The sequence below is a fragment of the Bradyrhizobium sp. WSM4872 genome (assembly GCF_055811715.1).
Map to the genome: position 1 here is coordinate 260,175 of NZ_JBVVPT010000003.1, position 26,682 is coordinate 286,856.

Consider the following 26,682-nt stretch of genomic DNA (forward strand, 5'->3'; position numbering starts at 1 on the left):
GCCATGTCGACTGCCATGTCGGCTGTGACCGAAGATCAACCCCGGCCAGTCCGCAGAATTCCCGCAAAAGACATTGTCAACGCGGGCAGGTCTCGACCTCGACGGTAACGTGGCTCAGCCCCTTCAGTCCGGCGAGCCGCTTTTTGTAGACCGCCGGCTGCTTGGGCTTGTCCGACACCACGGACACCAGCACGGCGCAATGGCCGGGACCGACCTGCCACAGATGCAGATCGGTGACGCGGTCGTCGCCGACCTCCATGCGCGCCCGGATCACACGCTCGAGCTTCTCGTCGGCGCGCACGTCGAGCAGCACCGCGCCTGACGTCTTGATCAGACCGAACGCCCAGCTTGCGATCACGGCACTGCCGATCAGGCCGACCGCCGGATCGGCCCAGGCCCATCCCGAATACATGGCGACCACGAGAGCGACGATCGCCAGCACCGATGTCGCTGCGTCCGCCATGACGTGGACATAGGCCGCGCGGAGATTGTTGTCGTGATGCTGGTGATGATGATGATCATCGTGATCATGATGATCGTGATCATCATACGCATGGCCATGATGGTGATGACCATGGCTGTCGCGGAGCAGCCAGGCACTGGCGAGGTTGACGCACAGACCGAGGGCAGCGACCGCGATCGCCTCGCCATAGACGATCGGCACCGGATTGATCAGCCGCAGCACGCTCTCATAGGCGATCTCGACCGCGATCAGACCGAGGATGATCGCGCTGGCGAAGGCGGCGAGATCGCCGAATTTCCCAGTCCCGAAGCTGAAATGCGAGCTCCCCAGGTGCCTCCGCGCAAAGCGATAGGCGAACGCGGCAATCCCCAGCGCCGCCGCATGCGTGCCCATGTGCCAGCCGTCGGCGAGCAGTGCCATCGAGCCGAACAGCGAGCCGGCGACGATCTCGCCGACCATCATGACCAGCGTCAGGATGACGACGAGCCAGGTGCGCCGCTCGTTCTCGTCGTGCTTGTCGCCCAGGAAGGCGTGGTCATGGGTCCATTGTTCGACGGAATGGGAATGCATCGCAAAGTCTCCGAAAGGCCCGGGCCGTTGACCCCTAATATAGACCTGCGAGTCTTCTGGGCAAAATCGCCGGAACGAGCCGATTGACAGGTAGGTGCCGTTTCGGTGTAATGAAGGCCATGGGGATTTGAGCGATCTCCCCACGAGGCGACATGCCCAAGTATCGCGTCCCGTTGTTTTTCACGAGGGCGCATCATGTCTTCCTACACGACGATATCATCTGACAAACTGGCACGGTTGATCGGCACGGCGAACGCTCCTGCCCTGATCGACGTGCGCACCGACGAGGATTTTGCCGCCGACCGGCGGTTGATCCCAGGTTCGATCAAGCTCAGTCACGACAATGTTCCGGAATGGGGTGCCGAATTCGCCGGCCGCACCGCCATTGTCTCCTGCCTGCGCGGCGCAAAGCTGGCGCAGGGCACGGCAGCCTGGCTCAGGCAGCTTGGGGTCCAGGCCGAGACGCTGGAAGGCGGCTTCGAGGGCTGGAAGGACGCAAAGCTGCCGCTGCTCGATACCCGCAAGCTGCCGCCGCGCGACGCCAAGGGACGCACCGTCTGGGTGACACGGGCGCGGCCCAAGGTCGATCGCATCGCCTGCCCCTGGCTGATCCGACGTTTCGTCGATCCCAATGCGGTGTTCTTGTTCGTGGCCCCGTCCGAAGTGATCGCCGTCGGCGAGCGATTCAAGGCAGCCCCGTTCGACATCGAGAACGTGTTCTGGAGCCACCGTGGCGAGCTCTGCACCTTCGACGTGATGATCGAGGAGTTCGGGATTGCCGCGCCGGCGCTGCTCCGGCTCGCAACGCTCGTGCGCGGCGCCGACACCGGGCGGCCCGACCTTGCGCCGGAGGCTCCCGGATTGCTCGCAGCTTCGCTCGGGCTGTCGCGGATGTATGATGACGACCTCGAACAGCTCGAGGCCGGCATGCTGCTCTACGACGCCTTTTATCGCTGGTGTCGCGACGCCACGTCCGAGACCCACAACTGGCCGACCAACAAGGCGAAGGCTTGATGGATATCCGTACGATCGAAGCAGGAGCTGATGCCGGTCACGGCGTCAGCTTCAGCGAAGCCTTTCGCGTCTGGCTCCGCGTCGCCTGCCTGAGTTTTGGCGGGCCCGCGGGCCAGATTGCGGTCATGCACCGCATCCTGGTCGAGGAGAAGAACTGGATCTCGGAAGCCCGTTTCCTCCACGCGCTCAATTACTGCATGCTGCTGCCGGGCCCGGAGGCGCAGCAGCTTGCGACCTATGTCGGCTGGCTGATGCACCGCACCGCCGGCGGGCTGATGGCGGGCGGGCTGTTCATCCTGCCCGGCATCATCGCCATCATGGGCCTGAGCTACGTCTACGCCGCCTACGGCAATGTCAGCTTCGTCGAGGCTCTGTTCTTCGGCTTGAAAGCCGCCGTGCTCGCCATCGTCGTCGAGGCCGTGGTGCGCGTCGGCAAGCGCGCATTGAAGAACCACATCATGATCGCGCTTGCCGCGATCGCCTTCGTCGCGATTTTCTTCTTCGCGATCCCCTTCCCGGTCATCATCATCGCCGCAGGCGTTATAGGATATATCGGTGCCAAACAGGGCCGTCCGGAATTCGCGCCGGCCGGTCACGGCCCTGCCGGCAGCAGCGCCGTGATCGACAGCATGCTCGGCGACGCCGTGCCCGAGCATGTACGCCCCAACACCGCGCGCACGATTCGCGTCGGCGCGTTGTGGCTGGCGCTGTGGCTGGTGCCGGTGATCGCGCTGTTGCTCGCTGTTGGACAAGACAATGTCTTCAGTCACATCGCGCTGTTCTTCTCGAAGATGGCGCTGGTCACCTTCGGTGGCGCCTACGCAGTGCTGGCCTATGTCGCCCAGCAGGCGGTCGAGCACTATCACTGGCTCAAGCCGCACGAGATGCTCGACGGCCTCGGCATGGCCGAGACCACGCCGGGCCCCTTGATCATGGTGCTTCAGTTCGTGGGCTTCATGGCCGCCTACCGCGACGCCAGCGGGCTGTCGCCGATGCTCGCGGCCACGCTCGGCGGGCTGCTCGCGACCTGGGTCACCTTCACACCCTGCTTCCTCTGGATTTTTGTAGGCGCCCCCTACGTTGAACGGCTGCGCGGCAACAAGGGCCTCGGCGGTGCGCTCAGTGCCATCACGGCTGCCGTCGTCGGCGTGATCCTCAACCTCTCGATCTGGTTCGCGCTGCACACGCTGTTCCGCGACACCGTTCCGGTGCACGCCTTCCTGTTTGCCTTCGACATGCCGGTGCTGACCAGCGTCGATATCCCCGCGCTCGTGCTGTCGATCGCGGCCGCAACCGCGATCTTCCGGTTCAAGCTGGGGATGCTGACGGTGCTGGCGGGCAGTTGCGCTGCGGGCGTGGCATTGCGGTTGGCGGGGATGATCTAGGACGCGAACTCAGTGGTTCGTTGCGTCCGGGGTGCCCTTGAAGGCGTCACTAAGCCGTCAGATTGCATGGCGGCTATGGGCCAAAAAGCGGCTGTCGTACACCGTCTCTTGAACTGGAAGGAGAGGCCGCCTTGCAAACGGCATCTCCTTCGTGCGGGAGACGATGACGGATGAGCGATGTCGTCAAGACCTGATGAACGAGAGCAGGTCGGGGTTGAGGACATCCGCATGTGTGGTGAGCATGCCATGGGGATAGCCGGGATAAGTCTTCAGCGAGCCGTTCTTAAGCAGGTTGACCGCACGCGGCACGGTACTTGCGAATGGGACGACTTGATCCGCCTCGCCATGCATCACCAGCACCGGCACGGTGATCTTCTTGAGATCCTCGGTGTAGTCTTCGAGCCAAGAGTCGACGGTCGCATAGTGAGCGAGGGCACCACCAGCCATGCCTTGGCGCCACCAGTTGGCGATAATGGCCTCCGAAGGCTTGGCTCCGTCGAGATTGTAGCCGTAGAACGGATTCTCAGGGACGAAACGGTAGAACTCCGACCGGTTACCCAACATACCTGCCCGGATCGCCTCGAACCACTCCGGCGGTTGACCGGACGGATTGTCCTCGCTCCGGTACATGTTCGGCGTCAGTGAAGCGACCAGCACGGCCTTCGCGACGCGCGCCGGGTGGCGAGCAACATAGCGAGCGACCTCACCGCAACCTGTCGAATGCCCGATATGTATCGCGTCGCGCAGGCTGAGGTGTTCAGTCAGGGCCGCGAGGTCGGCAACCCAATTGTCCATATTGTTGCCGGTGTTGGGTTGGTCGGACCGGCCGTGGCCGCGCCGGTCGTGGGCGATCACCCGGTAGCCGTGGCGAAGGAAGAACATCATCTGGGCATCCCAGTCGTCCGCTGTCAGCGGCCAGCCGTGGCTGAACACGATAGGCTGACCTGATCCCCAATCTTTGTAGAAAATGCTTACGCCGTCTGTAGTCGTGATCGTCGACATCGAGTCGCTCCATCTGCGCTGTTAGATCTTTGTTGAAAAGTTTGCGGACGGGGGTCTAAAAAGCAGGCAGGCCCAAGCTGATCAGGCCACAGACCGCGCCCCCTGGCTTTCCAAAAGACACGATGTTCAGTGGCCTCGCAGGCGAGCCCTTGCCGTGGCGACGCCCGATCGCCGACGCGTTATCGCCGGATCCGGCACGGCGCTATTCGTCGCTCCTGCGCATTCGCGTGCGTTTCCCGCTAAATGAGAGACTTCACTCTCGATCGCGCTGCAGAATTGTCGAGGCCGTACTGAATTGCGATCACGCCGTGCCTATCGGCCTGGAGTGCTGGGATCACTTTGCTGAAGACGATACTATGCTTCGGCGAAGACATTGTTCGTTGTCCTTTTTGGTTGAAGACTGCGAAACGGTAAATCCCTCTTTGGCTCCTGACCAAGACCTTGTAGGCTTCAAGCTATGCCTGGAAGATATACGAGGGATCATGGAGCTCCGGCACCTGCGCTATTTCGTTGCCGTCGCTGAAGAAGGCAGCCTGCTGAACGCCGCCGAACGGCGACTGAACACCTCCCAGCCGTCCTTGAGCCGGCAAATTCGCGATCTGGAAGCCGAAGTCGGCGTCCAATTGTTGGAGCGCCAGGCGCGAGGCGTGACGCTGACCGCTGCCGGACGCGTGTTTCTCGATCATGCGCGGCTGGCGCTGCTGCAGGTCGAGGCCGCAACGGAAGGGGCCCGGCAGACGGCGCAACCGCAAAGGCCCGTCCTCTCGATGGGCTTTCTCGTCGGACTGGAGGTGATGTGGCTCCCCCAGTTGCTGCGCATCCTCCGCGAGGAAGCCCCCGATGTCGACGTGACGCTCAGCACGCAATCTTCGCCAGAACTCGCACTGGCATTGATGCGGGGAAAGCTGGACATTGCTTTCCTTCGTCCAGAGAAAGACAACGAGGGCGTCGTCTTCAAGATATTGGCGAAGGAGCCCTTGATTGCCGTGCTGCCGGCCGAACACCGCTTGGCGTCACGGAAGAAGATTCGTCCGCAGGATCTCGCCCGCGAGATCTATGTCAGCTCGGCAAGAACATCGCCGGTCTTGCAAGAGGTCATACAGGATTACGCATCTCGGGTCGGCATTACCCTCAAGGCGAAATACGAAGGCGAAAACATATCATCGGCCATGTCGCTCGTGGCTTCCACAGGCGGAATTAGCCTCGTCCCGCTCTATGCGCAGAACATGCTTGCACCGAACGTCGTCGCCAGAGCGCTCGAGGGCGGCACGCCGTCGGTCGATCTGGCGCTGGGATACAATCGGACCAATCCGTCGCCGCTGCTCCGCCGTCTTTTGTCCCGCGCGGATGAATTGGTTGCAAACGTTCAAAATCAGAGCATCATTCGCTACGTTGAAGCTGACTAGTAACCGATGCGAGAGTCCGCTACGGGGTCACAAGCCGTCGATGATGACCGAGCCGAACGACTCCCGCTCCGCCCTCAAAAGCTGCCGTCTCTCAGCACTTTGGGCCAAAGCTCGTCCCCCTCGCCTCCCCGTGCCCGTCGGGCAAAACAGCCGCGACCATTTCCGCCACACCGCCTGTCAAGCCCACCCCGCGAAATATTCCACTTTACCGAAATTCGGATTTGACGTACAAGCGACACACCCTGGCCCGAGACAAGGGGCGGATCGCGATCGTCACGAACCGCGGGCTGGGCAGCGATGGACGCGACGGCGTTGGGCATAACAGGCATTGCAGGGCGGCTTCGGCTGTGAGCAATGGCTTTCGTGCCTACGACACGATGCCGAAAGCGTCTTGGCATGGCTTTGGGTGTGAGCACACGCCAGCACTCGAAGCGACATGCGAGGACGTGCGCGGACGAACAAGTCGTGTGGTCCTGACGCCCGGGGTCTGTGCGTCAAGTCCTGCGGTGATGTGGCGGCCCAACCGGGCGCGCGCATCAGTCATCTGCATGGCGACGGGGGCAATAGTGCATCGCTCCCCGAGGAGAGCACGAAGGACACGTTAAAACCATCGCGCAGGGAAGGCCGGGCGATCCGGCGAACCTGTGGTCCACCCCGTGTGCATTTCTATCGCGCACGGACCTGCGGGTGCCAGCCGGCGCCCGGCCTTCCCTGCGCCCTTGTCTCAACGAGGGCAATGCGACGAAGCAAACTCGGGCGGAACGCGCCGCGAGATCGCGAGCGCTCGTCCGCTGTTTGGATCGTATATCGGCGCGAAGACCAGTCATTCCACTCTCGCTGTCGTCGCTCGGCTTGACCGGGCGACCCAGTACTCCGAGACGATCGTGATTGAGAAGAGAAGCCGCGGCGTACTAGATGCCCCGGTCGAGCCGGGGCATGACAGCCTAGCGCGATCCCATCAGTTCCAATGTGGGAAGATTGGAACGGGGAGAATTCGCCAAGGTTAGCTCCCACTGCCGAGGACTCCGCTTTTTGGATGAGCCATGACCGATCTATCCATCGATGCGCGACTGCTTGCCCCTGACAATGACCGGCACGGCGTCAATTTCACGGTCGTCGTTGTCGCTGCGGCAATTCTTCTGGCGGGCGCAGTGGCCTTGTCAGGTACGATCTCCTGGCAACAGGGATTGTTGTTTCTTGTCGGAGGCGCACTTGGCCTGACGCTGTACCATGCGCTGTTCGGGTTCACCTCGGCCTGGCGCGTCTTCATTGTCGCGCGACGAGGTGCCGGCCTCCGTGCGCAAATGGTCATGCTGGCGCTGGCAACCGCCCTCTTCTTTCCGGTCCTGGCGCAAAGCACGCTGTTCGGCGTCGCCGTGCATGGCGAGCTCGGCGCAGTGGGCGTGGGCATGCTGACCGGGGCGTTCCTGTTCGGCCTTGGAATGCAGCTTGGCGGCGGCTGTGCATCGGGAACGCTTTATACCGCCGGCGGCGGCAACACCCGCATGCTGGTGACGTTGGCGGCCTTCATCGCCGGATCTACGCTCGGTGCATTGCATTTGCCGTGGTGGAGCGCGCTGCCGAACATCGGCGCCGTCTCGTTGATCGAACGGCTCGGATGGCTGCCGGCGCTCGTGCTCTGCTGGGCTGTGATGGCTGCAATCTACCTCATCACCGTCAGGGCCGAGATCGCCCGGCACGGCCAACTCGAGCCGGGAGCGCGGACGAAGCTGCGCGGCGCGCGCCGCTTCATGCAGGGGCCGTGGCCGCTCCTGTGGGGCGCGATCCTGCTTGCGATCGGAAATTTCGCCACGCTGTATCTAGCGGGACGTCCCTGGGGCATCACCTCCGCTTTCGCGCTCTGGGGATCGAAGATCCTGATGGGCTTCGGCGTCGACGTCGCCTCATGGCCCTATTGGCAGGGTGCTCGGGCCGCATCGCTGCACCAAAGCGTCTTCGCCGACATCACCTCCGTGATGGACTTCGGCATCATCCTGGGAGCGTTGCTGGCCGCGGGCCTCGCCGGCAAATTCCATCCGACATGGCGCATCTCCGCATCCTCGCTCCTTGCAGCCATCATCGGCGGCCTGCTGCTCGGGTATGGCGCCCGGCTCGCCTATGGCTGCAATATCGGCGCTTATTTCAGCGGAATCGCATCGGGCAGCCTGCACGGCTGGTGCTGGCTGGTCGCGGCTTTCGTCGGCAACATTCTGGGAACACACCTCCGACCGCTGTTCGGCCTGGCCGTCGAGCGGTAGGTTTTTCGCATGCGCGTTCGTCAGACCGCCGTGGCGGGACCGGCGATTGAACCTACCGCATCATCATCCGCGCAATCGCTTCCCCAATCACCACTGTCGTGAAGTGGGTGTTGGCCCGGCAATCCGATGGCATGATCGAGGCGTCGGCGACGCGCAGGCCGGAGATGCCCTTCACGGTGCCGTCAGGGTTGACCACGCCGTCAGCGTCGTTGACGCCGGTCATGCGGCAGCTGCCGGCAGCATGCTGGATGTCGCCGGTCTCACGCCGCAGCAGCGCGTCGAGCTCCTGATCGGGCAAGGCCGCAGCTTGCGACAGCGTCAGATCGGTGTCGGCGAGCCTGATCCAGTCGGCGATGCCTGACAGCGCCGGCTGCTCGGTGATCACGGCAAGCCGCCTCACCGCATCCATCATGCGCAGCATGTCGCGGGGATCGGCCAGCATGTTCTCCTCGACAACGGGATCGATCGCGGGATCGGTCGAGGCCAATTTGAGCGTGCCACGCGAATAGGCGTTGAACAGCCCGGCCCCGATCGCTCCGGGCACACCGATGCCGCGGTGGTTGAAGGCGATCAGGATCATGTCGCGCTTGCCGCCGTCGGCGAGGCCCGACGAATAGGTCACGCAGCAATTGGTATGACGCGTGTCCGGATCGGTCGGCCGCAGGTCTTGCTGGAGCTGGATCGTGGCGCGAAACAGCGGATGGTCGAAGAAGTGCCTGCCGACCGGCAGGTCGCGCTCGACCGCAATCCCCATCGCCTTCAGCTCATCCGCAGGTCCGATGCCCGAGCGCAGCAGGATTGCCGGGCTGTGGATGGCGCCTGCGCACAGCACGATCTGGCGCGCGCTGATCTCGCGGGTGCCCTGCCCCTCGATGCGAACACGAAGACCGGTCGCCCGACCGTCGCTGATCAGCACGCGATCAACCAGCGCATGCCCGTGAATTTCCAGATTGGCGCGACCGCGCGCGGGCTCCAGATAACCCTCATTGGTGGTGATGCGGCGGCTGTCGCGGCTGTTGATGGGATAGCAAGCGACGCCCTCGCCATCAGGGCCGTTGACGTCGGCGCACCAGGGATAGCCGCTCGCCAGCGCCGCATCGCGCAAGCCACGATCGATCGGGCCCCACTTTTCCGGCGGCGCCCGATAGACCGGCAGCGGTCCGCCGCGGCCATGGCCGGCGGCGTCGCCGAATTCCAGATCATCCTCGATCACCGAGAACAACGGCATCACGTCCCTGGCCGACCAGCCGGTGCAGCCATTTGCGGCCCATTCGTCGAACGCATCGGCGACGCCGCGGATGGCGATCTGGCCGTTCATCATCGAGGAGCCGCCGAGCCCCTTGCCGCGCCAGTAGAAGCGCGGCTCCTGGCCGGCCACACGGCGCGTCAGCAGATCCGGCCATTGCCATTTCTCCTGGTACTCGCGCTTGTGGATGATCGGGATCGGATTCGGCGTCCTCACCTCCCAGGGCGCCTCGTCGGCGCGCCAGTCGAGGCCGGCTTCAAGCAGCAGCACGCGGCGTGCGGGATCTTCCGAGAGCCGCGCCGCAACAGCGGCGCCGGCGGAGCCGCCGCCGACAACAATAACATCGTACATCGCGCTACTTCTCAACGTTCCAGAACACCGGGATGGCCGACGGTATCAGACCGCGCAAAGTCGTGCGAGAGGCGGCGGGCTGGGCGAACTGGCCCCACGGTATAGCGGGCGCCTGGTCGTACATGACGGCCTGGATCTCGCCGGCGATCTTCTTGCGATCCTCCTCGGCGGGCGCCTTGGCAAAGGCCTCCATCAGCGGCGTAATGCGCGCATCGCATTGCCAGCCGGTGAAGTCGGCGCAGTTGAAGGCGACCATGACGTTGGTCAGCGGCGAGCCGAGGTCAAAACCTCCGGCGTGAACGCCATAGACGCTCCAGCCCTCCTTCTTGGCGCGGCGCGCCAGCACGCTCGCCCAGTCCATCACCTGGAGATCGACGGTGAACCCGGCCTGTTTCAGCCGCTCGGCCAGCACCTGCGCCGAGACGCGCGGGGCTTCGAGATCGTTGGCCTCCATCACGACAACAGGCTCGCCGGCATATTTCGTCGCCTTCAGCGCGGCCTTCGCTGCTTCGATCGACGGCTTGGCGGCGGCTTCCGTGCCGGCCTTGCTGTCATAGGTGGTGCCGCAGGTGAAGTATGTCGCGCAAGGAGCGGCGTATCTGGCGTCCAGGCCGAGTGCGTCCAGCACCTCGCGCTGATCTACCAGCTTCCACAGCACGCGCCTGATGGCGGGATCGTCGAACGGCTTCGATGCGGCGTTGAGGCGATAGGCGCCCGCGAACATGTTGCCGCCGGTAAAATTGACGAGTTTGACCCGTGAGTTCTTCTCCATGGTCGGCAGCAGATCGAACGGCGCGTATTGCATGAAATCGACTTCGCCGGCCTGCAGCGCGGAGGCTGCGGTCGCGCCGTCCGGAATGACGCGGATCTCGAGCGTGTCGACGTTGACGCGCTTGCCGCCGGCGAGGAAGTCGGCAGGCTCTGGACGCGGCACGTAGTCGGCGAATTTCTTCAGGACCATGCGGTCGCCGGTGCGGTGATCTGCTTTGCTGTAGACGAACGGGCCGGAGCCGACGATTTCGGTGATGCGCTGGTCGCCGGGCGTTTTGGCAACGCGCTCGGGCATCATGAAGGCGACCGGACTGACGGGATTGCCGAGCGCGTCGATGACGAGACCAGACGGCTCCTTCAGCGTCAGCACGAAGGTTTTTGCGTCGGTGGGCTCGAGCGAGGCCGTGATCGCGAAGATGCGGCGGCCGAGCGCACTCCGGGTGCCCCAACGGCGCAGCGAGGCGACGCAATCGGCGGCCGTGACCGGCTGGCCGTCATGCCATTTCAGGCCGTCGCGCAGCGTGAAACTGTAGGTCAGGCCATCGGCCGAGACTTTCCAGTCCTGCACCATCTGCGGCTTGATCTCGCCTTTGGAATCCTTCGCAAACAGCGTGTCGAACACCATGTAGCCGAACGTGCGCGTAATGTAGGCTGTGGAGAAATGCGGATCGAGCGTGATGATCTCCGCCTCGAGCACCGCGACGAGATTGCCCGCCGCATGCGCCGGCGGCGCGGTCAGCGCCAAGGCGAATAGCGCCGGAATAAAAGCCTTCAGTTTGGACATTGGTGCCTTTTGCCTGTTGACGAGCTGTTTGCTGTCGCCAGGAAAAGGCAATGTTCGTGCCCGTTCGAGGAAGGCACTTATGCGCTCACAGCTATCTGCCGCGCGTTTGCGCGCTGCCCCCCGCTGTCGTCGCCCGGCTTGACCGGGCGATCCAGTACTCCAGAGAAAGCTACGATTGAGCCGAGAGGTCGCGGCGTACTGGATGCCCCGCCGGAGCCTGTCATCGGGCTCGCCGAAGGCGAGACCCGGTGGCGGGGCATGACACTGTCGATATGGCGACGGCCCGCGTCCTACCCGATCACCCTGCCGAACTTGTTCGACTTCGGGAATCCCTTCGGCGCGAGGCGGCCGGCATCACCGCGGTTGCCGCGCCACTCGGCGAGCTCCTTCATGGTCGCAGAGAATTCGCGGCCCGCGGAGTCCTTCCAGGTCAGGCCCGCCTTGGCGTCGAACACGGCGACGTCGGAAAGACCACCGTCCTTGTATTTTTGCAGGCGCGCACCGCGGCCACGCGGCATCTCCTGCACCTGCTCGAGCGGGAAAAGCAGCATCTTGCGATTCTCGCCGATGACCGCGACGGTGTCGCCGAGCACCTCGGTGACCGTGCGCGCCTCATTCGGCATGTCGACGTTGAGGACCTGCTTGCCCTTCTTGGTGGTGCCGACGCAATCGTCCTCGTTGACGACGAAGCCCTGGCCCTCGTGGCTCGCGACCAGGAATTTGCGTCCGCCCTTGTTGACGAACAGCGTGACCGGCGCGGCCTCCGGCTCGAGATCGATGAACTGGCGGATCGGCTCGCCGTGACCGCGGCCGCCCGGAAGTTTTGCGACATCGAGCGAGTAGAATTTTCCATTGGTGGCGAACAGCAGCAGCTTCGAGGTCGTTTCCGCGAAGAACGCGAACCCGAGCTTGTCGTCCTGCTTGAAAGCCAGCCCCGAGAGATCCTCGACATGGCCCTTCAGGGTGCGGATCCAGCCCTTGTCGGAGACGACGACGGTCACTGGCTCGCGCTCGACCAGGGCCTCCTCGATCGCAGCGAGATCGTGCTCGGGCGCGTCCGCAAAGGTGGTGCGGCGCTTGCCGAGCGGCGTCTTCGGTCCGAACATGTCGCGGACCTTGCCGACCTGCTCGCCGACCTTCTTCCACTGCTCGGGTTCGGACGCCAGCAATCCCTCAATGCCCTTCAGCTCCTTGCGAAGATCCTTGTCCTCGCTGCGGATCTCCATCTCCTCGAGCTTGCGCAACGAGCGCAGCCGCATGTTGAGGATGGCTTCGGCCTGCACCTCGGTGAGCTTGAACGCCTTGATCAGCGCGGGCTTCGGCTCGTCCTCATTGCGGATGATCCTGATCACCTCGTCGATGTTCAGATAGGCAATCAGCAAGCCGCCGAGAATCTCCAGCCGGCGCTCGATCTCGGCCTTGCGATGGTTGGTGCGACGGATCAACACGTCGCGCAGATGGTCGAGCCATTCGCGCAAGCATTCCGCCAGCCCCACGACTTTGGGAATGCGGCCCTTGATCAGCACGTTGAGGTTCAGCGGAATCTTGTTTTCGAGCTCGGTCAGCCGGAACAGCGATTCCATCATCAGCGCGGGATCGACGTTCTTCGACTTCGGCTCGATCACGATGCGAACGTCTTCGGCCGACTCGTCCCTGATATCGCCGACCAGCGGCAGCTTCTTCTGGTCGAGCAGCTCGGCGATCTTCTCGATCAGCCGCGACTTCTGCACCAGAAAGGGAATCTCGGTGACGACGACGACCCAGGTGCCGCGCGCGCCCTCTTCCTGCTCCCATCGCGAGCGGACGCGGAACGAGCCGCGGCCGGTGGTGTAGGCTTCAGCGATCGCCTGCTTGGAATCGACGCAGATGCCGCCGGTGGGGAAATCCGGACCCTTGACCCATTTCAGCAAGGCCTTGGATTTCGCGTCGGGCTTCTCGATCAGATGCAGCGCGGCGTCGCAGAGCTCGGCGGCGTTGTGCGGCGGGATTGAGGTCGCCATGCCGACCGCGATGCCCTGCGCACCGTTGGCGAGCAGGTTCGGGAAGCCGCCGGGCAGCACGACCGGTTCTTTCGACTGGCCGTCATAGTTGGGACGGAATTCGACCCCGTCTTCGTCGATGCCGTCGAGCAGAAGCCGCGCGACGTCGGTCATGCGTGCTTCGGTGTAACGGTAGGCGGCGGGATTATCGCCGTCGATATTGCCGAAATTGCCCTGGCCGTCGACCAACGGATAGCGCGAGGAGAAGTCCTGCGCGAGACGCACCATGGCGTCGTAGATCGCCTGGTCACCGTGCGGATGGAACGAGCCCATCACGTCGCCGACGATTTTTGCGGATTTCTTGAAGCTGGTGCCGGGGTCGAGCCGGAGCAGGCGCATGCCGTAGAGGATGCGCCTATGCACCGGCTTCAGGCCGTCGCGGGCATCGGGCAGTGCGCGGTGCATGATGGTGGAGAGCGCGTATGCAAGATAGCGCTCTTCCAGCGCCTCACGCAGCGGCACCTCGTGAATTTCGGCCGGTTCCTCCGGCGGAATCAATCGTTTTCCCATGCCGCCCGGTTAAACCGTGGAAGCGAATCGGGCAAGGATCGATTGGTTCCCTGTGGGCGGCCTACTGGCCAGCCCAGCCTGCGGTGAAGGTCTGGGTGGGTGGCGCGGCTTTAGCCTGCGTGGTGCCCGGGGCATTGGTCAGGCACCGCCGCGCCGTCTCGATCTCGGCCTCCGTCGCGCCCTTGGACCGCGCCCATGCCTCTGCGGCTGCAGCGGAATATTTGGCCACATAGAATCTGACAACGGTGCAGGAGGCACGGCGAAAGACGCCCGGCTGCTCACCCGCAAGGGCGTCCGGCGCCAGCGCGATCAGCGCTGCCGATATCACAAGTCCCTTGATCAGCATCAGGATATCCCCGGTTGGAACCCCGGGGGCAAGTCACGGAAACCCGATTTCGTTCCACGGCGGGCCGCTATATTGCGACAATGCAGAGCCGCGCTAGGCTCATGGCGCGGGAATCGCGGCCTTTGCCTGCTGTCGCGTCAACGCGCTGATGAAGCCCGCCCGCGCGTCGGAATGGCCCTGCCCACGCGGCTCCAGCACGTGGCGCAGCAGGAACAGGCCGGTCAGTCGAAAGCCGTCCTGGAGATCCTGATCAGTGAGGTCGCCCTGCACCTCGCCCTGGCGCAGGAACGGCGGTAGCCGCAATAGGCGGTCGCGCCACGGCTCGCCCGCCCCGCGCGACACCGCGCCACCGGATTTGGGCGAGACGTAGATCAGGTCGGTGGTCTCTCCGGTCACCGCGCAGTTTTCCAGCGCCAGCCCAAAGCCGAGTTCGGTGAGCATCGCCAGCTCGAAATGGATCACGTGTACGGCGGCGCTGCCGATATCATCGAAATCGTCCAGCGAATGTTCGAGCAGCGCCAGGAGGTGTTCGTGCGGATCGCGCTCCGGCAGCAACCGCGCAATCGAAGCGAGATGAGTGATGCCGTAAACGCCGTGGGATGATCCCAGCAGCGTCGCGGCCCGCAGCTTCAGGCCTTCGATGGCATAGGTGCCGAGATGCTCGTCGAGCCGCGCCCGCCACACCACGCTGAGGCTGTTGCCGGGCTGCAGCAGCGGCCGCATCCGAGAGCCGGCGCCGCCGCGGACGAGACCGAGATGGCGGCCGTGCGCGCGGGTCAGCAGCTCGACGATGGCGCTGCTCTCGCCATGCCGCCGCACCCCCAGCACGATGCCTTCGTCGGTCCATTCCATCGGTGAAGTCTAGCGGATTCCGGTCTTCAATCGTAGGGCGGATTGGCCGAAGGCCGGAAGGTGAAGCGCCGCCAATCCACCCGACGCCTTACACGTTGAACCAGCCCTGCGCGTCGCCGCGGAACGAGAAGTACAATCCCATCGCCGTCAGCACGCAGGAGACGATCTCGATGGCGCTGTCGAGTTCCATGCCTTTCTCCCCGATGATCTGGCCGAGCGAGATCACCGACAGTACGAGTGCTGCCGCCAGAACCCAGCGCGGCCAGTTCTTGCGCCCGCGCGCGGCCAGCCGCACGAAATAGACCAGCAGCAGGATCATGCCGCCGGCAAGCAGCGACGACGTCATGATCATCTGTTCGGTCATCTCGGCAGTCGGCGTGCGGTCCTGCACCGCCACCGACAAGGCATCCAGCATCAACGATGCATAGAGCAACGCTTCGAAGCGCCGTACGTTGCTTGGTACGCTCATCGCCGACCGATCTTTTCGTGGTTATTCTTTGGGAAATTCCAGGCCCATCTCGCGGTAGCGATCGGGATCGTCGCTCCAGTTCTCGCGCACCTTGACGAACAGGAACAGGTGCACCGGCACGCCCAGGATCTCGCCGATCTCCTTGCGCGAGTCCGCGCCGATCGACTTGATGGTGGCGCCGCCCGCGCCGAGCACGATCTTGCGCTGGCTTTCGCGCTCGACGAAAATCGTCTGCTCGATGCGCACCGACTTGTCCTTGCGTTCCTCCCACTTGTCGGTCTCGACCGTGGACTGGTAGGGCAATTCCTGGTGCAGCTTGCGAAAGATCTTCTCGCGCGTGATCTCGGCCGCAAGCTGCCGCATCGGCGCGTCCGACATCTGGTCTTCGGGATAGAGGAACGGCCCCGGCGGCACGATCTCGGCCAGTGTATGCCTGAGGTCGTCGACGCCGTCGCCGGAGATCGCCGCGATCATGAAGGTCTTTGCGAAGGCCATGCGCTCGTTGGCGGCCTGCGCCAGCGCCAGCAGCTTCTCGCGCTGGACCAGGTCGACCTTGTTGATGACCAAAATCTTCTCGTGCTTGACGCTGGCGACCTTGGTGAGGATCGCCTCGGCTTCCTCGTCGATGCCGGCCTTGGCATCCAGCAGCACGCAGACGAGGTCGGCGTCATGCGCGCCGCTCCAGGCGGTCGAGACCATGGCGCGGTCCAGCCGGCGCTTGGGCAGGAAGATGCCGGGCGTATCGACCAGGATGATCTGCGAATTGTTCTCGATCACGATGCCGCGGATCAGCGCGCGCGTGGTCTGCACCTTGCGCGAGACGATCGTGACCTTGGCCCCGACCAGCGCATTGACCAGCGTGGATTTGCCGACGTTCGGCGCGCCGATCAGCGCGACGAAGCCGCAGCGCGTAGCAGTGGGCGCCTCGCCGCTCGCTTCAACCGTCATTGCCGCCGCCAACGCCTTCACGTTCGATCATCACTGAAGCTGCCACCTTCTCTGCCGCGCGCTTGCTGCCGCCGATGCCTTCCGCCGGAGCGAGTCCCGGAAGATCGACCGCGACGCGGAATTGCGGATCATGATGCGGGCCGGTGCGCTCGACCTCGCGGTAAACGGGCGTCGGCAATCCCTTGCCCTGCGCCCATTCCTGGAGAACGGTCTTGGGATCGCGCAAGGGACGTCGCGGCTTGTGCATGCGCTCCGTCCAGTTGCGCTTGACGAAATCGGCCGCCGCCGCGTAGCCGCCATCGAGGAAGACGGCGCCGATCACGGCCTCGCAGATATCGCCGAGCACGCTCTTGCGCAGGCGCGCGTCGGCGCTGGAGCCGACCGAGCCGAGCTTGATGTCGTCGAGCAGACCGAGCGACTTGGCAACGTCGGCGCAGCTCTCCTTGCGCACCAGTTCGGCAAGTCGCTTGGACATCTCGCCTTCGTCGGCGTTCGGGAAGGCGTGATAGAGCATGTCGGAGACGACGAGCCCGAGCACGTGGTCGCCGAGGAATTCCAGCCGCTGATAGCTGTCACCGCGCTTGCGCCCGGACTTCAACGCGGAGACATGCGTGATGCCTTGCATCAAAAGGTTCGGATCGGCAAAGCTGTAGCCGATGCGCGCCTCGAGCCCCGCATTCGCATCCAAGCCCCTGGCCTTGCTGCTCCGCACCCGCTTCTTCTTTGCAGGCGTCTTGTTTTCAGGCGTCTTGCTCTCAAGGCTCTTGGTCGCAGCTTCGCCGTCGGGGCCCGCTTGCGCCTCGGTCGGCAGGGTCGCGATGTCCTTGGCTTCGTCTTTCATCGGACGATTTTGAAGAAGCGATTCCAGCGCACCGCCCAGGGCCAGCGCCAGAACATCCAGGCATGCTCGCCTTCGGCGATCGAGAAGAAGATCATCTGGGCGCGCCCGATCAAATTCTCCTGCGGCACGTAGCCAACCTGGCCAAGGAAGCGGCTGTCGGTGGAGTTGTCGCGGTTGTCGCCCATCATGAAGAAGTGGCCGGTCGGCACGGTGTAGACGTTGGTGTTGTCGACGTATCCGTTGTCGGCGCAGTCCAGCGTTTCGTAGGACACGCCGTTCGGCAGCGTTTCCTTCCAGCGCTTCACCCGGGAGACGCCGCCGCCTTCGGCGCCGCAGGGGTCCTCGCCGACAAATTCGCTCATGCGCTGCCGCTCGACCGGCGTGTCGTTGATGTAGAGCAGCCCGTCCCGCATCTGGATGCGGTCGCCGGGCAGGCCGATCACGCGCTTGATGTAGTCGGTGGAATCGTCCTTCGGCAGGCGGAATACGACGATGTCGCCGCGGTTCGGGTCCGAGCCCCAGATCCGCCCCGAGAACAGCGGCGGCGAGAACGGGATCGAGTAGTGGCTGTAGCCGTAGGAATATTTCGAGACGAACAGATAGTCGCCGACCAGCAGCGTCCCCTTCATCGAGCCGGATGGGATGTTGAACGGCTGAAACAGGAAGGTGCGGATCACCAGCGCGATCAGGAGAGCGTGGATCACGACCCGGATCGTTTCGCCGACGCCGCTCTCAGTTTTCGTTCCTGAAGTCACGCTCATTGCTCTCTCAATTCCGGCGGGCGGTCACAGCGCGCCCTCCTCCCGCGAACAGCCCATCGCTCGCGGCCCAAGGAGATTGTCCTGATTCTGATAATGAGGGCCAATTCCGGCGTAAAGCCGAATTCGCCCAGCCTGATTTGCGTCCGCGGACTTTTAGACGGTTGTCGGAGGCCACGCAATCAAGGATCGCATCAAAACTGCATAAGCATTTGATTTTGAATGCGAATTATAAAATGATCGGTACCTAATCAGGGTTTCGCCAGCGGCACGGCGGAAATGATGACGAAGGCCTGTGCCAGCGGCCAATCATCGGTGATCGACAGGTCGATCTGCGCCGCGAAGCCCTCCGGCGTCAGGGCCTGGAGCCGGGCCAGCGCCCCGCCCGTCAATTGCATCGTTGGGCGTCCTCCCGGCAGGTTGACCACCCCCATGTCGCGCCACCACACGCCGCGCCTGATGCCGGTGCCGAGCGCCTTGGAACAGGCCTCCTTGGCGGCGAAGCGCTTGGCGTAGGTTGCCACCACCATCTTCTCGTTCTTGGCGCGCCGCTCCGCCTTGGCCCGCTCGGCCGCGGTGAAGATGCGGTCGAGGAAGCGCTCGCCATGGCGATCGATCACCTTGCCGACACGGGTGATGTCGATCAGATCGGAGCCGATGCCGATGATCATGCCCGGCTCCGGCCGCGGTCCATCGCCGCGCGCATGCTGCGCACCGTCTCGGCGAGACCGACGAACAGGGCTTCGCCGATCATGTAGTAGCCGATGTTGAGCTCCATGATCTCAGGTAAGCCGGCGATCGTCTCCGCCGTCGCGTAGTCCAGCCCGTGTCCGGCGTGAACCTCCAGCCCCGCTTCCTTCGCCAGCTTCGCCCCTGCCACGATTCGCCGCCATTCGGCCTCGGCCTTATCGGCGTGACCGTCGACGACGGCGTCGCACCAGGCGCCGGTGTGGATCTCGATCACGGGCGCGCGCAGCCGCGCCGCCGTCTCGATCTGGGCGGGATCGGCCGCGATGAACAGCGACACCCGGATGCCTGCATCGTTCAGCCGCGCGATATAAGGCGCCAGCGCATTGTGCTGGCCGACGGCGTCGAGCCCGCCTTCGGTCGTCACCTCCTGGCGCCGCTCTGGCACCAGGCACACCGCATGCGGCTTGGTGGCGAGCGAGATGCGCATCATGTCGTCGGTCGCCGCCATCTCGAAATTGAGCGGCTTGGAGATCTCGGCTTTCAGCCGCGCCATGTCCTCGTCGCGGATGTGCCGGCGATCCTCGCGCAGATGAGCGGTGATGCCGTCGGCACCGGCCTCGATCGCCAGCAGCGCCGCGCGCACCGGATCGGGATTGCGGCCGCCGCGCGCGTTGCGCAGGGTCGCGACATGGTCGACATTGACGCCGAGGCGGAGCGGAGGTGCAGGCATTTCGGGACTCACGGAATCATAGGAATAGACCAAGACGGAAGGCGTCTATCCATTAACACGTTCGGCGCGGGCGACGACCGCCTTCGCGCGCAGCTGGGCCAGGATCGCGCTCAAATGCTTGAGATCGTAGACTTCGAGATCGATCGTCGTCTCCGTGAAATCCGGTGAGCGGCGCTGCATGCTGATGTTGTCGATGTTGCCGTCGTGCTCGGCGATTACGGTCGCGATCTGCGCCAGCGCGCCGGGCTCGTTGACGTTCTCGACCTTGATGCGGGCCGGGAAGCGCTGCGGCGCGGAGTCCTCGATGTCCCAGCGCACGTCGAGCCAGCGCTCCGGCTCTTCCTCGAAATCCTTCAAGGCCGGTGCCTGGATCGGGTAGATGGTGATGCCCTCGCCCGGCGTGACGATGCCGACAATGCGGTCGCCGGGCACTGCGCCGCCGTTCGGCGCGAACTTCACCGGCAGGTCGGAATTGATGCCGCGGATCGGGATCGCGACCGGGCTGCGCGGCGGTTCCGACTTCTCCTTGAGCTTGGCGGCAAGCCCCTTCTTGACGCCGTAGCGCGCGATGCGCTCCTCCTTGTAGTCGGGATACATCGCACGTGCGACGTGGGAAGCCTTGATCTCGCCGCGTCCCACAGCCGCCATGACGTCCTCGATCGAGGTCCGCGCGAGGCGCGGCAGCGCGCCTTTGAGCTTGTCGTCGGCATATTCGATCTTGGCGCGCTCGAACAGGCGCTCGACGATGCGTCGGCCGAGACCGACATATTGATCGCGCACCGCCGTCCTGGTGGCGCGGCGGATCGCAGCGCGCGCCTTGCCGGTGACCGCGAGCGTTTCCCAGGCGGACGGCGGCGCCGCTTGCGCTTCCGAGGTCAGCACCTCGACCTCGTCGCCGTTCTGGAGCTCCGAGGACAGCGGCGCAAACTGGCCGTTGATCTTGCAGCCTACCGCGCTGTTGCCGACGTCGGTGTGCACGGCGTAGGCGAAGTCGATCACGTTGGCATGGCGCGGCAGCGCGATCAGCTTGCCCTTCGGCGTGAAGCAGAACACCTGGTCGTGGAACAACTCGAGCTTGGTGTGCTCGAGGAATTCCTCGGGATTGGCGCTCTCCGAGAGGATGCCGATGGTGTGGCGCAACCAGGCGAACGCATTGGACTCGCGCTTGAGGAATTCGGTCGGCGAGCCCACGCCTTCCTTGTAGAACACGTGCGCGGCGATGCCGCGCTCGGCGATCTGGTCCATCGCCTCGGTGCGGATCTGCAGCTCGACGCGCTGGTTGCCGGGGCCGATCACGGTGGTGTGGATCGAGCGGTAGTCGTTCTGCTTCGGCGTCGAGATGTAGTCCTTGAACCGCCCGGGCACGACCGGCCAGTTCGTGTGGACGATGCCGAGCGCGCGGTAGCAGGCCTCGATGTCGTTGACGACGACGCGGAAGCCGAAGATGTCGGACAATTGCTCGAAGCCGACCGACTTGCGCTCCATCTTGGTCCAGATCGAGAATGGCTTCTTGCGGCGGCCATAGACCCGCGCCCCCAGGCCGCGGTGGCGCAGATTGTTGGAGAGCTGGTCCTCGATTTCGCCGATCAGATTGCGGTTGCGCTCGGCCAGCGCATCGAGCCGCTGCATCACCACCGAATACGCTTCTGGATCGAGGGTCCGGAACGACAGGTCCTCCAGCTCCTCGCGCATCTCCTGCATGCCCATGCGCCCGGCCAGCGGCGCATAGATGTCGAGCGTCTCCTCGGCAATGCGCCGTCGCGATTCCGTCGGCACGAAGTCCAGCGTGCGCATGTTGTGCAGGCGATCGGCGAGCTTCACCAGGAGCACGCGGACGTCGTCGGCAATCGCCAGCAACAATTTGCGCAGATTCTCGGCCTGCTTGGCCTCCCGCGACACCAGTTCCAGCCGCTTCAGCTTGGTCAGGCCCTCGACCAGCGCGCCGATCTCGGGCCCGAAGATCTGGTCGATCTCGGCCCGCGTCGCTTCGGTGTCCTCGATCGTGTCGTGCAGCAGTGCAGCCACGATGGTGGCGTCGTCGAGCTTCAGGTCGGTGAGAATCGCCGCCACTTCGAGCGGATGCGAGAAGTACGGGTCGCCCGAGGCGCGGGTCTGCGAGCCGTGCGCCTTCATGGCGTAGACATAGGCGCGGTTCAGCAGATCTTCGTCGGTGTTGGGATTGTAGGACCTGACGCGCTCGACGAGGTCATATTGACGCATCATGCGTGCGCGAGGCTTCGCCGGGCGCGCCACCGGCGCAGTCGGGGCCACGGCAACCGATTCGGTTGCGGCCTGCATCTGCGTTGGTGTGCGGCGTCGATATACCATGCCGTCCTGCCTTCAAACGGACCACGACACGGCCCGTTGTATACATCTTAGCTCCGATCGCGCGCGTGTCCGATCAATTCAGTGACAGGGACAGGCGCGAACCGACGACGCTATGGTAACCACGAAAACGCCAACAAAAGCAAAGGCCCGAACGACGGTTCGGGCCTTTGATCAGATCACAAAGAAGTCGATGAGCGCGACTGGACGATTTACTCGTCTTCTTCGGGCTGCTCCTCGGGCGGCGCGAGGCCTTCGAGACCCTTCAGGAGCTCTTCTTCCGTCATGCGCTCAACCGCGACTTCGGTATCGTCTGCATCCACGCTTGCACCGGCGGAACCGATCAGCGGCACAGTGTCCGGCTCGGGCTCGTCGACCTCGACGAACTTCTGCAGCGAGTGCACCAGTTCCTCGCGGAGGTCTTCCGGAGAAATGGTGGTCTCTGCAATTTCGCGCAAAGACACAACAGGGTTCTTGTCGTTATCGCGGTCAACCGTTAGTTGTGAACCAGACGAAATCATGCGGGCCCGGTGGGCGGCCAGCAGGACCAGGTCAAACCGGTTGTCGACCTTGTCGATACAATCTTCTACGGTGACGCGAGCCATCGACTGTCGCTCCGTTGTGGGTGGGACGAAATATGTGGATGAATGCCGGTAGTTATAGGGGCCGGGAGGGTTTCGCAAGGCCAATTTGTGATTTGGCCTCGCCAAACGGCTCTGCTACCCCCACATTGGGGCTGGGATGGGTGGTTTCGCGGTCTGCCGGCGACGGCAGCGCCGGGTCTGTGCAAGTTGGCCATAACTATACCTTGATTGCCCCGACTTCTCCGGATTTGCGGTTTCGACGGGTTTCGGCGGGACTTTAGAAGTGCGCGGCTTGCTGTCGCCGCGCCAACAATAAACGATCAATCACGAACTCTACGCGAGCAAACTGAATGTCACCTTCCTCTACCGACAAGATCGCGCTCTTCATCGACGGAGCCAATCTCTACGCGACGGCGAAAACTCTGGGCTTCGACATCGATTACAAGCGCCTGCTGAAGGAGTTTCAGAGCCGCGGGACGCTGCTGAGGGCGTTCTACTACACCGCGATCATCGAGGATCAGGAGTACTCCTCGATCCGGCCGCTGATCGACTGGCTCGACTACAACGGCTACACCGTCGTCACCAAGGCGACCAAGGAGTTCATCGACGCCTCCGGCCGCCGCAAGGTCAAGGGCAACATGGACATCGAGCTCGCCGTGAACGCGATGGAGCTCGCCGAGCACATCGACCAGATGGTGCTGTTCTCGGGTGACGGCGACTTCCGCTCTCTGGTCGAGGCCGTTCAGCGTCGTGGCGTGCGGGTCACCGTGATTTCCACGATCGCGAGCCAGCCGCCCATGATCGCCGACGAGCTGCGCCGCCAGGCCGACGTCTTCACCGACCTCGTCGAGCTGCAGTCAAAGCTCGGCCGCGACCCGTCGGAACGCCCCGCCCCGCGTGACCGCGGCGACCGCGAGGCGCGCCACCACGCTCCGCAGTTCCTCCAGCGCGCAACCACGATGGCGCCGGCGAGGGGCGATGACGACTTCGAGGAGTGAGGCGGCCCGGTCAAGCCGCCAGCCTCTCAGCCTCGTCCCCGACCGTGACTGTCCGCTCTGTCCGCGCCTGGTCGCCTTTCGCGAGGCGAACCGCGCGCGCGAGCCATTGTGGCACAATGCGCCGGTTGCGCCTTTCGGCGACATCAAGGCGCGCCTGCTGATCGTCGGCCTTGCGCCGGGGATGCAGGGCGCCAACCGCACCGGCCGTCCCTTCACCGGCGACTATGCCGGCGACCTGCTCTACGCGACGCTGCTCGAATACGGCTTCGCCAAGGGCCAATATCAGGCACGTCCCGACGACGGCCTGAAGCTGGTCGACTGTCGGATCGCCAATGCGGTGCATTGCGTGCCGCCGCAGAACAAGCCGCTGCCGGTCGAGATCAACACCTGCCGGCAGTTCCTCGCGGCGAATCTCGCAACGATGCCGAACCTGCGCGCGATCGTCGCCCTCGGGCGCATTGCGCACGACACCGTGCTCAAGCCGCTGAACCTGAAGGGATCCCAAGCCCCCTTCGGCCACGGCGCCGTGCATCAGGCCGGCGCATTCAGGCTCTACGACAGCTATCACTGCTCCCGCTACAACACGAACACCCGCGTGCTGACACCGGACATGTTCCGCTCCGTGTTCGCGAAGGTGAAGAGCGACCTCGATTAATCCTTAGACGAGCCCTTGGCCGGGTTGGCCTTCAGCCAATCCAGGACATCGCCGGCATTCCGGTCGGGCGGAAAGACCGGATAGAACACATGCGTGATCCTGGCGTCGTCGACGATCAGCGCGAGGCGCTTGATCAGCGTCAGGCCCGCGACCCCCATGGTCGGCAAATTCAGGGCGCGCGTGAGCGCCAGCTTCTCGTCCGAGAGCACCGGGAACGGCAGATGCAGCCGTGAGGCCATCTCGGTCTGGTACGCGTTGCTTTGGGTCGAGAGGCCGAACACCTGCGCGGCGCCGGCGGCCTTCAGCTCGGCGAACAGATCGCGAAATGCACAAGTCTGCGGCGTGCAGCCGCGCGCGCCCGGGATCATGTCCCAATCGTCGACCAGCGCGATCTTGCCGGGCTCGCCGGTGCGCGGATAGGCGAACACCACGGTCCGCCCACGTAGCGCCGACAGCGCGACCGACGTGTCGTCAGTGGCGAGCAGGCTGACCGGCGGCAGCGTCATGCCTATCAGGTGCGCGGCGCCGCCGTCGTCCGCGGGTGCGGGAATCCGGGTCCAATCGACCTCGAGCAGGTGTCTCTGAGTCATCCCGCTATCCCCTCGCCCGCATCAGGCGGCCTTTCTCCCGGCTCCAGTCGCGCTTCTTCTCGGACTCGCGCTTGTCGTGCAGCTTCTTGCCTTTTGCAACCGCGAGCTGCAATTTGGCGCGACCACGCTCGTTGAAGTAAAGCTTGAGCGGGATCAGCGTCATGCCTTCGCGGTCGACCGCACCCATCAGCTTGTTGATCTGCTTGCGATGCAGCAGCAGTTTTCGCGGCCGCTTGGGCTCGTGATTGAAGCGGTTGCCCTGGAGATATTCCGGAATGGTGGCGTTGATCAGCCAGATTTCGCCGTCCTTGGAATCGGCGTAGGATTCCGCGATCGTGCTCTTGCCGCTGCGGATCGACTTGACCTCGGTGCCGGTCAACGCAATGCCGACCTCGATCGTATCCTCGATCGCATAGTTGAAGCGGGCCTTGCGGTTTTCCGCCATGACCTTGATCGGACGTTCGTTCTTGTCGGCCATGGAAGACAAACCTGATCGAGATGCGCGAGGACGCTAACAGTTTGGATGAAGCGCGCGCGTCAAGACTTCTTGAGGAGATCGCGGATCTCGGTCAGCAGTTCGACCTCGGCCGACGGCTTTGCCGGAGCGGCCGGCTCCGCCTCGTCCTTGCGCTTCAACTTGTTCATGGCACGGATCACCAGGAACAGCACGAAGGCGATGATGATGAAGTTGATCGTCAGCGTGAGGAAGTTGCCCCAAGCCAAGACGGCGCCCTGCTTTTTCGCGTCCGCGAGATTTGCGGCGGTGACCTTGCTCGAAAGCGGCGTGAAGTAGTTCGAGAAGTCGAGACCGCCGGTGGCCGCACCGATGATCGGCATGATCACGTCGCCGACCAGCGATGTGACGATGGCGCCGAAGGCCGCGCCGATGATGACGCCGACCGCGAGGTCGACGACATTGCCCTTCATGGCGAACTCGCGGAACTCCGTGAGCATCCGCGTGCCTCTTTCCTTGATCGCCATGAAAGCTCCCCGATCGCCTAGCGCGTCAGTTGATCAGGCCAGCATGAACCATCGCGCTGCGCACGGCAACGCGGGTCGGCTCGGTGACCGGCACCATCGGCAGCCGCAACGTCTCGTCCAGCTTGCCCAGCAGCGACAGCGCGTACTTGATCGGCGCCGGATTGCTCTCGATGAAGAGGTTATTATGCAGCGGCATCAGCTTGTCGTGCAGCTTCAGCGCGGTGGCATGATCGCCCTTCGCCCAGGCGGCCTGGAACTCGGAGCAGAGCCGCGGCGCGACGTTCGAGGTCACCGAGATGCAGCCGTGGCCGCCATGCGCCATGTAACCCAGGATGGTCGCATCCTCGCCCGAGAGCTGGTTGAAGTCCTCGCCCATCGCCGCGCGCTGCTGCGAGACGCGGACCATGCTGGCGGTGGCGTCCTTGACGCCGGCGATGTTCTTCAGCTCCCACAGCCGCGCCATGGTGTCGACCGACATGTCGATCACCGAGCGCGGCGGGATGTTGTAGATGATGATCGGAATCCCGATCGCGTCGTTGATCGCCTTGAAGTGCTGATACATGCCTTCCTGGGTCGGCTTGTTGTAGTAAGGCGTCACGACCAGAACCGCGTTCGCGCCCGCCTTCTCGGCGTGCTGGGCGAGCTCGATCGCCTCCTTGGTCGAGTTGGAGCCGGCGCCGGCGACGACAGGCACGCGGCCTTTTGCTTCCTCGATGCACCATTCGACGACCTTCTTGTGCTCGTCATGGCTCAGCGTCGGGCTCTCGCCGGTGGTGCCGACCGGGACCAGGCCGTTGGTGCCCTCTGAAATCTGCCAGTTGACCAGGGAGCGGAACGCCGCCTCGTCCAGCGAGCCGTTCTTGAACGGCGTGACCAAGGCGGTGAACGATCCCCGGAATTTCGTCTTGGCTGCCATGGACTTCCTCCGTACGCGGCGATCTCGAGCAAGCCGCATTCATATCGGGTCTATCCCGCCGGTAAAAGACCCGCCTCGGCGTGACGCACCGTTTAGGCCGCGATTTTGCCGCGGTGGTGGTGCAAACCCGGCAAAGGTAAGCGGCTGTTGGTATTTTGTCCGCATATTCAATCAAATACAGCCAGATCTTGTACAGCTGG

General features: G+C 63.9%; 25 protein-coding genes and 1 pseudogene. 6 read left to right on the forward strand and 20 right to left on the reverse strand.

Annotation, left to right across the window (positions count from 1 at the left end; genetic code table 11):
- Positions 1–76: 76 nt before the first annotated feature.
- The gene (dmeF, locus tag AC0L3C_RS06930) at positions 77–1,033 is read right to left on the reverse strand and encodes a CDF family Co(II)/Ni(II) efflux transporter DmeF (RefSeq protein ID WP_473279237.1); all 957 of its coding nucleotides are present in this window, start codon (positions 1,031–1,033) and stop codon (positions 77–79) included.
- A gap of 195 nt (positions 1,034–1,228) precedes the next feature.
- On the opposite strand from dmeF, the gene AC0L3C_RS06935 reads away from it, so the two are divergent.
- Positions 1,229–2,047, forward strand: coding sequence for a chromate resistance protein ChrB domain-containing protein (locus AC0L3C_RS06935; RefSeq protein WP_473407502.1), 819 nt, complete (start codon positions 1,229–1,231; stop codon positions 2,045–2,047).
- A complete protein-coding gene (gene chrA / locus AC0L3C_RS06940) occupies positions 2,047–3,432 on the forward strand; it encodes a chromate efflux transporter (RefSeq protein WP_473407503.1) in 1,386 nt (461 codons plus the stop codon). The genes AC0L3C_RS06935 and chrA overlap by 1 nt, the downstream gene beginning before the upstream one ends.
- A gap of 183 nt (positions 3,433–3,615) precedes the next feature.
- Here the strand turns inward: chrA and AC0L3C_RS06945 are convergent, their stop codons facing one another.
- On the reverse strand, positions 3,616–4,434 hold the full coding sequence (locus AC0L3C_RS06945) for an alpha/beta fold hydrolase (RefSeq protein ID WP_473259642.1): 819 nt from the start codon (positions 4,432–4,434) through the stop codon (positions 3,616–3,618).
- Between the two features lie 275 nt (positions 4,435–4,709).
- A pseudogene (locus AC0L3C_RS06950) lies at positions 4,710–4,808 on the reverse strand (alpha/beta hydrolase); the annotation flags it as partial.
- A gap of 108 nt (positions 4,809–4,916) precedes the next feature.
- Between AC0L3C_RS06950 and AC0L3C_RS06955 the strand changes: the two are divergent.
- Both AC0L3C_RS06955 and AC0L3C_RS06960 read left to right on the forward strand, forming a co-directional pair.
- Positions 4,917–5,840, forward strand: coding sequence for a LysR substrate-binding domain-containing protein (locus AC0L3C_RS06955; RefSeq protein WP_473407504.1), 924 nt, complete (start codon positions 4,917–4,919; stop codon positions 5,838–5,840).
- Positions 5,841–6,883: 1,043 nt separating this feature from the next.
- Positions 6,884–8,098 (forward strand): YeeE/YedE family protein, encoded by a 1,215-nt coding sequence (locus AC0L3C_RS06960; RefSeq protein WP_473407505.1) that lies wholly within the window; start codon positions 6,884–6,886, stop codon positions 8,096–8,098.
- 52 nt (positions 8,099–8,150) lie between these two features.
- Here the strand turns inward: AC0L3C_RS06960 and AC0L3C_RS06965 are convergent, their stop codons facing one another.
- From AC0L3C_RS06965 to rpoZ, 13 genes are all read right to left on the reverse strand, one after another.
- Entirely contained in the window at positions 8,151–9,695 is a 1,545-nt protein-coding gene (locus AC0L3C_RS06965; protein ID WP_473407506.1) for a GMC family oxidoreductase, read from the reverse strand.
- 4 nt (positions 9,696–9,699) lie between these two features.
- Positions 9,700–11,250, reverse strand: a complete 1,551-nt coding sequence (locus AC0L3C_RS06970) for an ABC transporter substrate-binding protein (protein WP_473407507.1) — start codon at positions 11,248–11,250, stop codon at positions 9,700–9,702.
- A 290-nt stretch (positions 11,251–11,540) separates the two neighbouring features.
- Positions 11,541–13,799 carry a DNA topoisomerase IV subunit A gene (gene parC / locus AC0L3C_RS06975; protein WP_473279244.1) on the reverse strand — a complete coding sequence of 753 codons (2,259 nt, stop codon included), beginning with the start codon at positions 13,797–13,799 and terminating at the stop codon, positions 11,541–11,543.
- Positions 13,800–13,860: 61 nt separating this feature from the next.
- The gene (locus AC0L3C_RS06980; protein ID WP_473259628.1) at positions 13,861–14,145 is read right to left on the reverse strand and encodes a hypothetical protein; all 285 of its coding nucleotides are present in this window, start codon (positions 14,143–14,145) and stop codon (positions 13,861–13,863) included.
- 99 nt (positions 14,146–14,244) lie between these two features.
- The gene (recO, locus tag AC0L3C_RS06985; protein WP_473259626.1) at positions 14,245–14,997 is read right to left on the reverse strand and encodes a DNA repair protein RecO; all 753 of its coding nucleotides are present in this window, start codon (positions 14,995–14,997) and stop codon (positions 14,245–14,247) included.
- Between the two features lie 88 nt (positions 14,998–15,085).
- The gene (locus tag AC0L3C_RS06990) at positions 15,086–15,466 is read right to left on the reverse strand and encodes a hypothetical protein (protein ID WP_473407508.1); all 381 of its coding nucleotides are present in this window, start codon (positions 15,464–15,466) and stop codon (positions 15,086–15,088) included.
- 21 nt (positions 15,467–15,487) lie between these two features.
- Positions 15,488–16,414: a GTPase Era gene (gene era / locus AC0L3C_RS06995; protein WP_456764016.1), complete on the reverse strand. Its 927-nt coding sequence runs from the start codon at positions 16,412–16,414 to the stop codon at positions 15,488–15,490.
- Entirely contained in the window at positions 16,404–17,255 is an 852-nt protein-coding gene (gene rnc / locus AC0L3C_RS07000; RefSeq protein ID WP_473259624.1) for a ribonuclease III, read from the reverse strand. The genes era and rnc overlap by 11 nt, the downstream gene beginning before the upstream one ends.
- Positions 17,252–18,016: a signal peptidase I gene (gene lepB / locus AC0L3C_RS07005; RefSeq protein ID WP_473259622.1), complete on the reverse strand. Its 765-nt coding sequence runs from the start codon at positions 18,014–18,016 to the stop codon at positions 17,252–17,254. Before lepB ends, rnc begins: the two co-directional genes overlap by 4 nt.
- Before the next feature lie 248 nt (positions 18,017–18,264).
- The gene (gene acpS, locus AC0L3C_RS07010) at positions 18,265–18,684 is read right to left on the reverse strand and encodes a holo-ACP synthase (RefSeq protein WP_007611179.1); all 420 of its coding nucleotides are present in this window, start codon (positions 18,682–18,684) and stop codon (positions 18,265–18,267) included.
- Positions 18,681–19,433 (reverse strand): pyridoxine 5'-phosphate synthase, encoded by a 753-nt coding sequence (locus AC0L3C_RS07015; protein ID WP_473407509.1) that lies wholly within the window; start codon positions 19,431–19,433, stop codon positions 18,681–18,683. The genes acpS and AC0L3C_RS07015 overlap by 4 nt, the downstream gene beginning before the upstream one ends.
- A 45-nt stretch (positions 19,434–19,478) precedes the next feature.
- Entirely contained in the window at positions 19,479–21,761 is a 2,283-nt protein-coding gene (locus AC0L3C_RS07020) for a RelA/SpoT family protein (RefSeq protein WP_473407510.1), read from the reverse strand.
- A 209-nt stretch (positions 21,762–21,970) separates the two neighbouring features.
- Positions 21,971–22,363, reverse strand: a complete 393-nt coding sequence (gene rpoZ, locus AC0L3C_RS07025) for a DNA-directed RNA polymerase subunit omega (RefSeq protein WP_007603391.1) — start codon at positions 22,361–22,363, stop codon at positions 21,971–21,973.
- Between the two features lie 329 nt (positions 22,364–22,692).
- Here rpoZ and AC0L3C_RS07030 point away from each other — a divergent pair, with 329 nt between their 5' ends.
- Together AC0L3C_RS07030 and AC0L3C_RS07035 are read left to right on the forward strand one after the other, a co-directional pair.
- Positions 22,693–23,340: a LabA-like NYN domain-containing protein gene (locus tag AC0L3C_RS07030; protein ID WP_007603390.1), complete on the forward strand. Its 648-nt coding sequence runs from the start codon at positions 22,693–22,695 to the stop codon at positions 23,338–23,340.
- Positions 23,321–23,995: a uracil-DNA glycosylase gene (locus tag AC0L3C_RS07035; RefSeq protein WP_007603389.1), complete on the forward strand. Its 675-nt coding sequence runs from the start codon at positions 23,321–23,323 to the stop codon at positions 23,993–23,995. The genes AC0L3C_RS07030 and AC0L3C_RS07035 overlap by 20 nt, the downstream gene beginning before the upstream one ends.
- On the opposite strand, the gene AC0L3C_RS07040 is transcribed toward AC0L3C_RS07035, so the two are convergent.
- Genes AC0L3C_RS07040 through dapA form a run of 4 tightly spaced genes read right to left on the reverse strand, consistent with a single transcriptional unit; the run spans position 23,992 to position 26,482 of the window.
- Positions 23,992–24,585: a peroxiredoxin gene (locus AC0L3C_RS07040; RefSeq protein WP_473407511.1), complete on the reverse strand. Its 594-nt coding sequence runs from the start codon at positions 24,583–24,585 to the stop codon at positions 23,992–23,994. The two genes, AC0L3C_RS07035 and AC0L3C_RS07040, sit on opposite strands and share 4 nt — an antisense overlap.
- Positions 24,586–24,589: 4 nt before the next feature.
- Complete coding sequence (smpB, locus tag AC0L3C_RS07045) at positions 24,590–25,063, reverse strand: SsrA-binding protein SmpB (protein WP_027567292.1); 474 nt, start codon at positions 25,061–25,063, stop codon at positions 24,590–24,592.
- Between the two features lie 59 nt (positions 25,064–25,122).
- The gene (gene mscL / locus AC0L3C_RS07050; protein WP_473407556.1) at positions 25,123–25,539 is read right to left on the reverse strand and encodes a large conductance mechanosensitive channel protein MscL; all 417 of its coding nucleotides are present in this window, start codon (positions 25,537–25,539) and stop codon (positions 25,123–25,125) included.
- A 52-nt stretch (positions 25,540–25,591) separates the two neighbouring features.
- Positions 25,592–26,482 (reverse strand): 4-hydroxy-tetrahydrodipicolinate synthase, encoded by an 891-nt coding sequence (gene dapA, locus AC0L3C_RS07055; protein ID WP_007603384.1) that lies wholly within the window; start codon positions 26,480–26,482, stop codon positions 25,592–25,594.
- Positions 26,483–26,682 lie beyond the last annotated feature (200 nt).

Bases quoted from the DNA above. Each gene is read 5' to 3' on its own strand.
- dmeF (WP_473279237.1), bottom strand. From the start codon at position 1,033: ATGCATTCCCATTCCGTCGAACAATGGACCCATGACCACGCCTTCCTG.
- AC0L3C_RS06935 (WP_473407502.1), top strand. From the start codon at position 1,229: ATGTCTTCCTACACGACGATATCATCTGACAAACTGGCACGGTTGATC.
- chrA (WP_473407503.1), top strand. From the start codon at position 2,047: ATGGATATCCGTACGATCGAAGCAGGAGCTGATGCCGGTCACGGCGTC.
- AC0L3C_RS06945 (WP_473259642.1), bottom strand. From the start codon at position 4,434: ATGTCGACGATCACGACTACAGACGGCGTAAGCATTTTCTACAAAGAT.
- AC0L3C_RS06955 (WP_473407504.1), top strand. From the start codon at position 4,917: ATGGAGCTCCGGCACCTGCGCTATTTCGTTGCCGTCGCTGAAGAAGGC.
- AC0L3C_RS06960 (WP_473407505.1), top strand. From the start codon at position 6,884: ATGACCGATCTATCCATCGATGCGCGACTGCTTGCCCCTGACAATGAC.
- AC0L3C_RS06965 (WP_473407506.1), bottom strand. From the start codon at position 9,695: ATGTACGATGTTATTGTTGTCGGCGGCGGCTCCGCCGGCGCCGCTGTT.
- AC0L3C_RS06970 (WP_473407507.1), bottom strand. From the start codon at position 11,250: ATGTCCAAACTGAAGGCTTTTATTCCGGCGCTATTCGCCTTGGCGCTG.
- parC (WP_473279244.1), bottom strand. From the start codon at position 13,799: ATGGGAAAACGATTGATTCCGCCGGAGGAACCGGCCGAAATTCACGAG.
- AC0L3C_RS06980 (WP_473259628.1), bottom strand. From the start codon at position 14,145: ATGCTGATCAAGGGACTTGTGATATCGGCAGCGCTGATCGCGCTGGCG.
- recO (WP_473259626.1), bottom strand. From the start codon at position 14,997: ATGGAATGGACCGACGAAGGCATCGTGCTGGGGGTGCGGCGGCATGGC.
- AC0L3C_RS06990 (WP_473407508.1), bottom strand. From the start codon at position 15,466: ATGAGCGTACCAAGCAACGTACGGCGCTTCGAAGCGTTGCTCTATGCA.
- era (WP_456764016.1), bottom strand. From the start codon at position 16,414: ATGACGGTTGAAGCGAGCGGCGAGGCGCCCACTGCTACGCGCTGCGGC.
- rnc (WP_473259624.1), bottom strand. From the start codon at position 17,255: ATGAAAGACGAAGCCAAGGACATCGCGACCCTGCCGACCGAGGCGCAA.
- lepB (WP_473259622.1), bottom strand. From the start codon at position 18,016: ATGAGCGTGACTTCAGGAACGAAAACTGAGAGCGGCGTCGGCGAAACG.
- acpS (WP_007611179.1), bottom strand. From the start codon at position 18,684: ATGATCATCGGCATCGGCTCCGATCTGATCGACATCACCCGTGTCGGC.
- AC0L3C_RS07015 (WP_473407509.1), bottom strand. From the start codon at position 19,433: ATGCCTGCACCTCCGCTCCGCCTCGGCGTCAATGTCGACCATGTCGCG.
- AC0L3C_RS07020 (WP_473407510.1), bottom strand. From the start codon at position 21,761: ATGGTATATCGACGCCGCACACCAACGCAGATGCAGGCCGCAACCGAA.
- rpoZ (WP_007603391.1), bottom strand. From the start codon at position 22,363: ATGGCTCGCGTCACCGTAGAAGATTGTATCGACAAGGTCGACAACCGG.
- AC0L3C_RS07030 (WP_007603390.1), top strand. From the start codon at position 22,693: ATGTCACCTTCCTCTACCGACAAGATCGCGCTCTTCATCGACGGAGCC.
- AC0L3C_RS07035 (WP_007603389.1), top strand. From the start codon at position 23,321: ATGACGACTTCGAGGAGTGAGGCGGCCCGGTCAAGCCGCCAGCCTCTC.
- AC0L3C_RS07040 (WP_473407511.1), bottom strand. From the start codon at position 24,585: ATGACTCAGAGACACCTGCTCGAGGTCGATTGGACCCGGATTCCCGCA.
- smpB (WP_027567292.1), bottom strand. From the start codon at position 25,063: ATGGCCGACAAGAACGAACGTCCGATCAAGGTCATGGCGGAAAACCGC.
- mscL (WP_473407556.1), bottom strand. From the start codon at position 25,539: ATGCTCACGGAGTTCCGCGAGTTCGCCATGAAGGGCAATGTCGTCGAC.
- dapA (WP_007603384.1), bottom strand. From the start codon at position 26,482: ATGGCAGCCAAGACGAAATTCCGGGGATCGTTCACCGCCTTGGTCACG.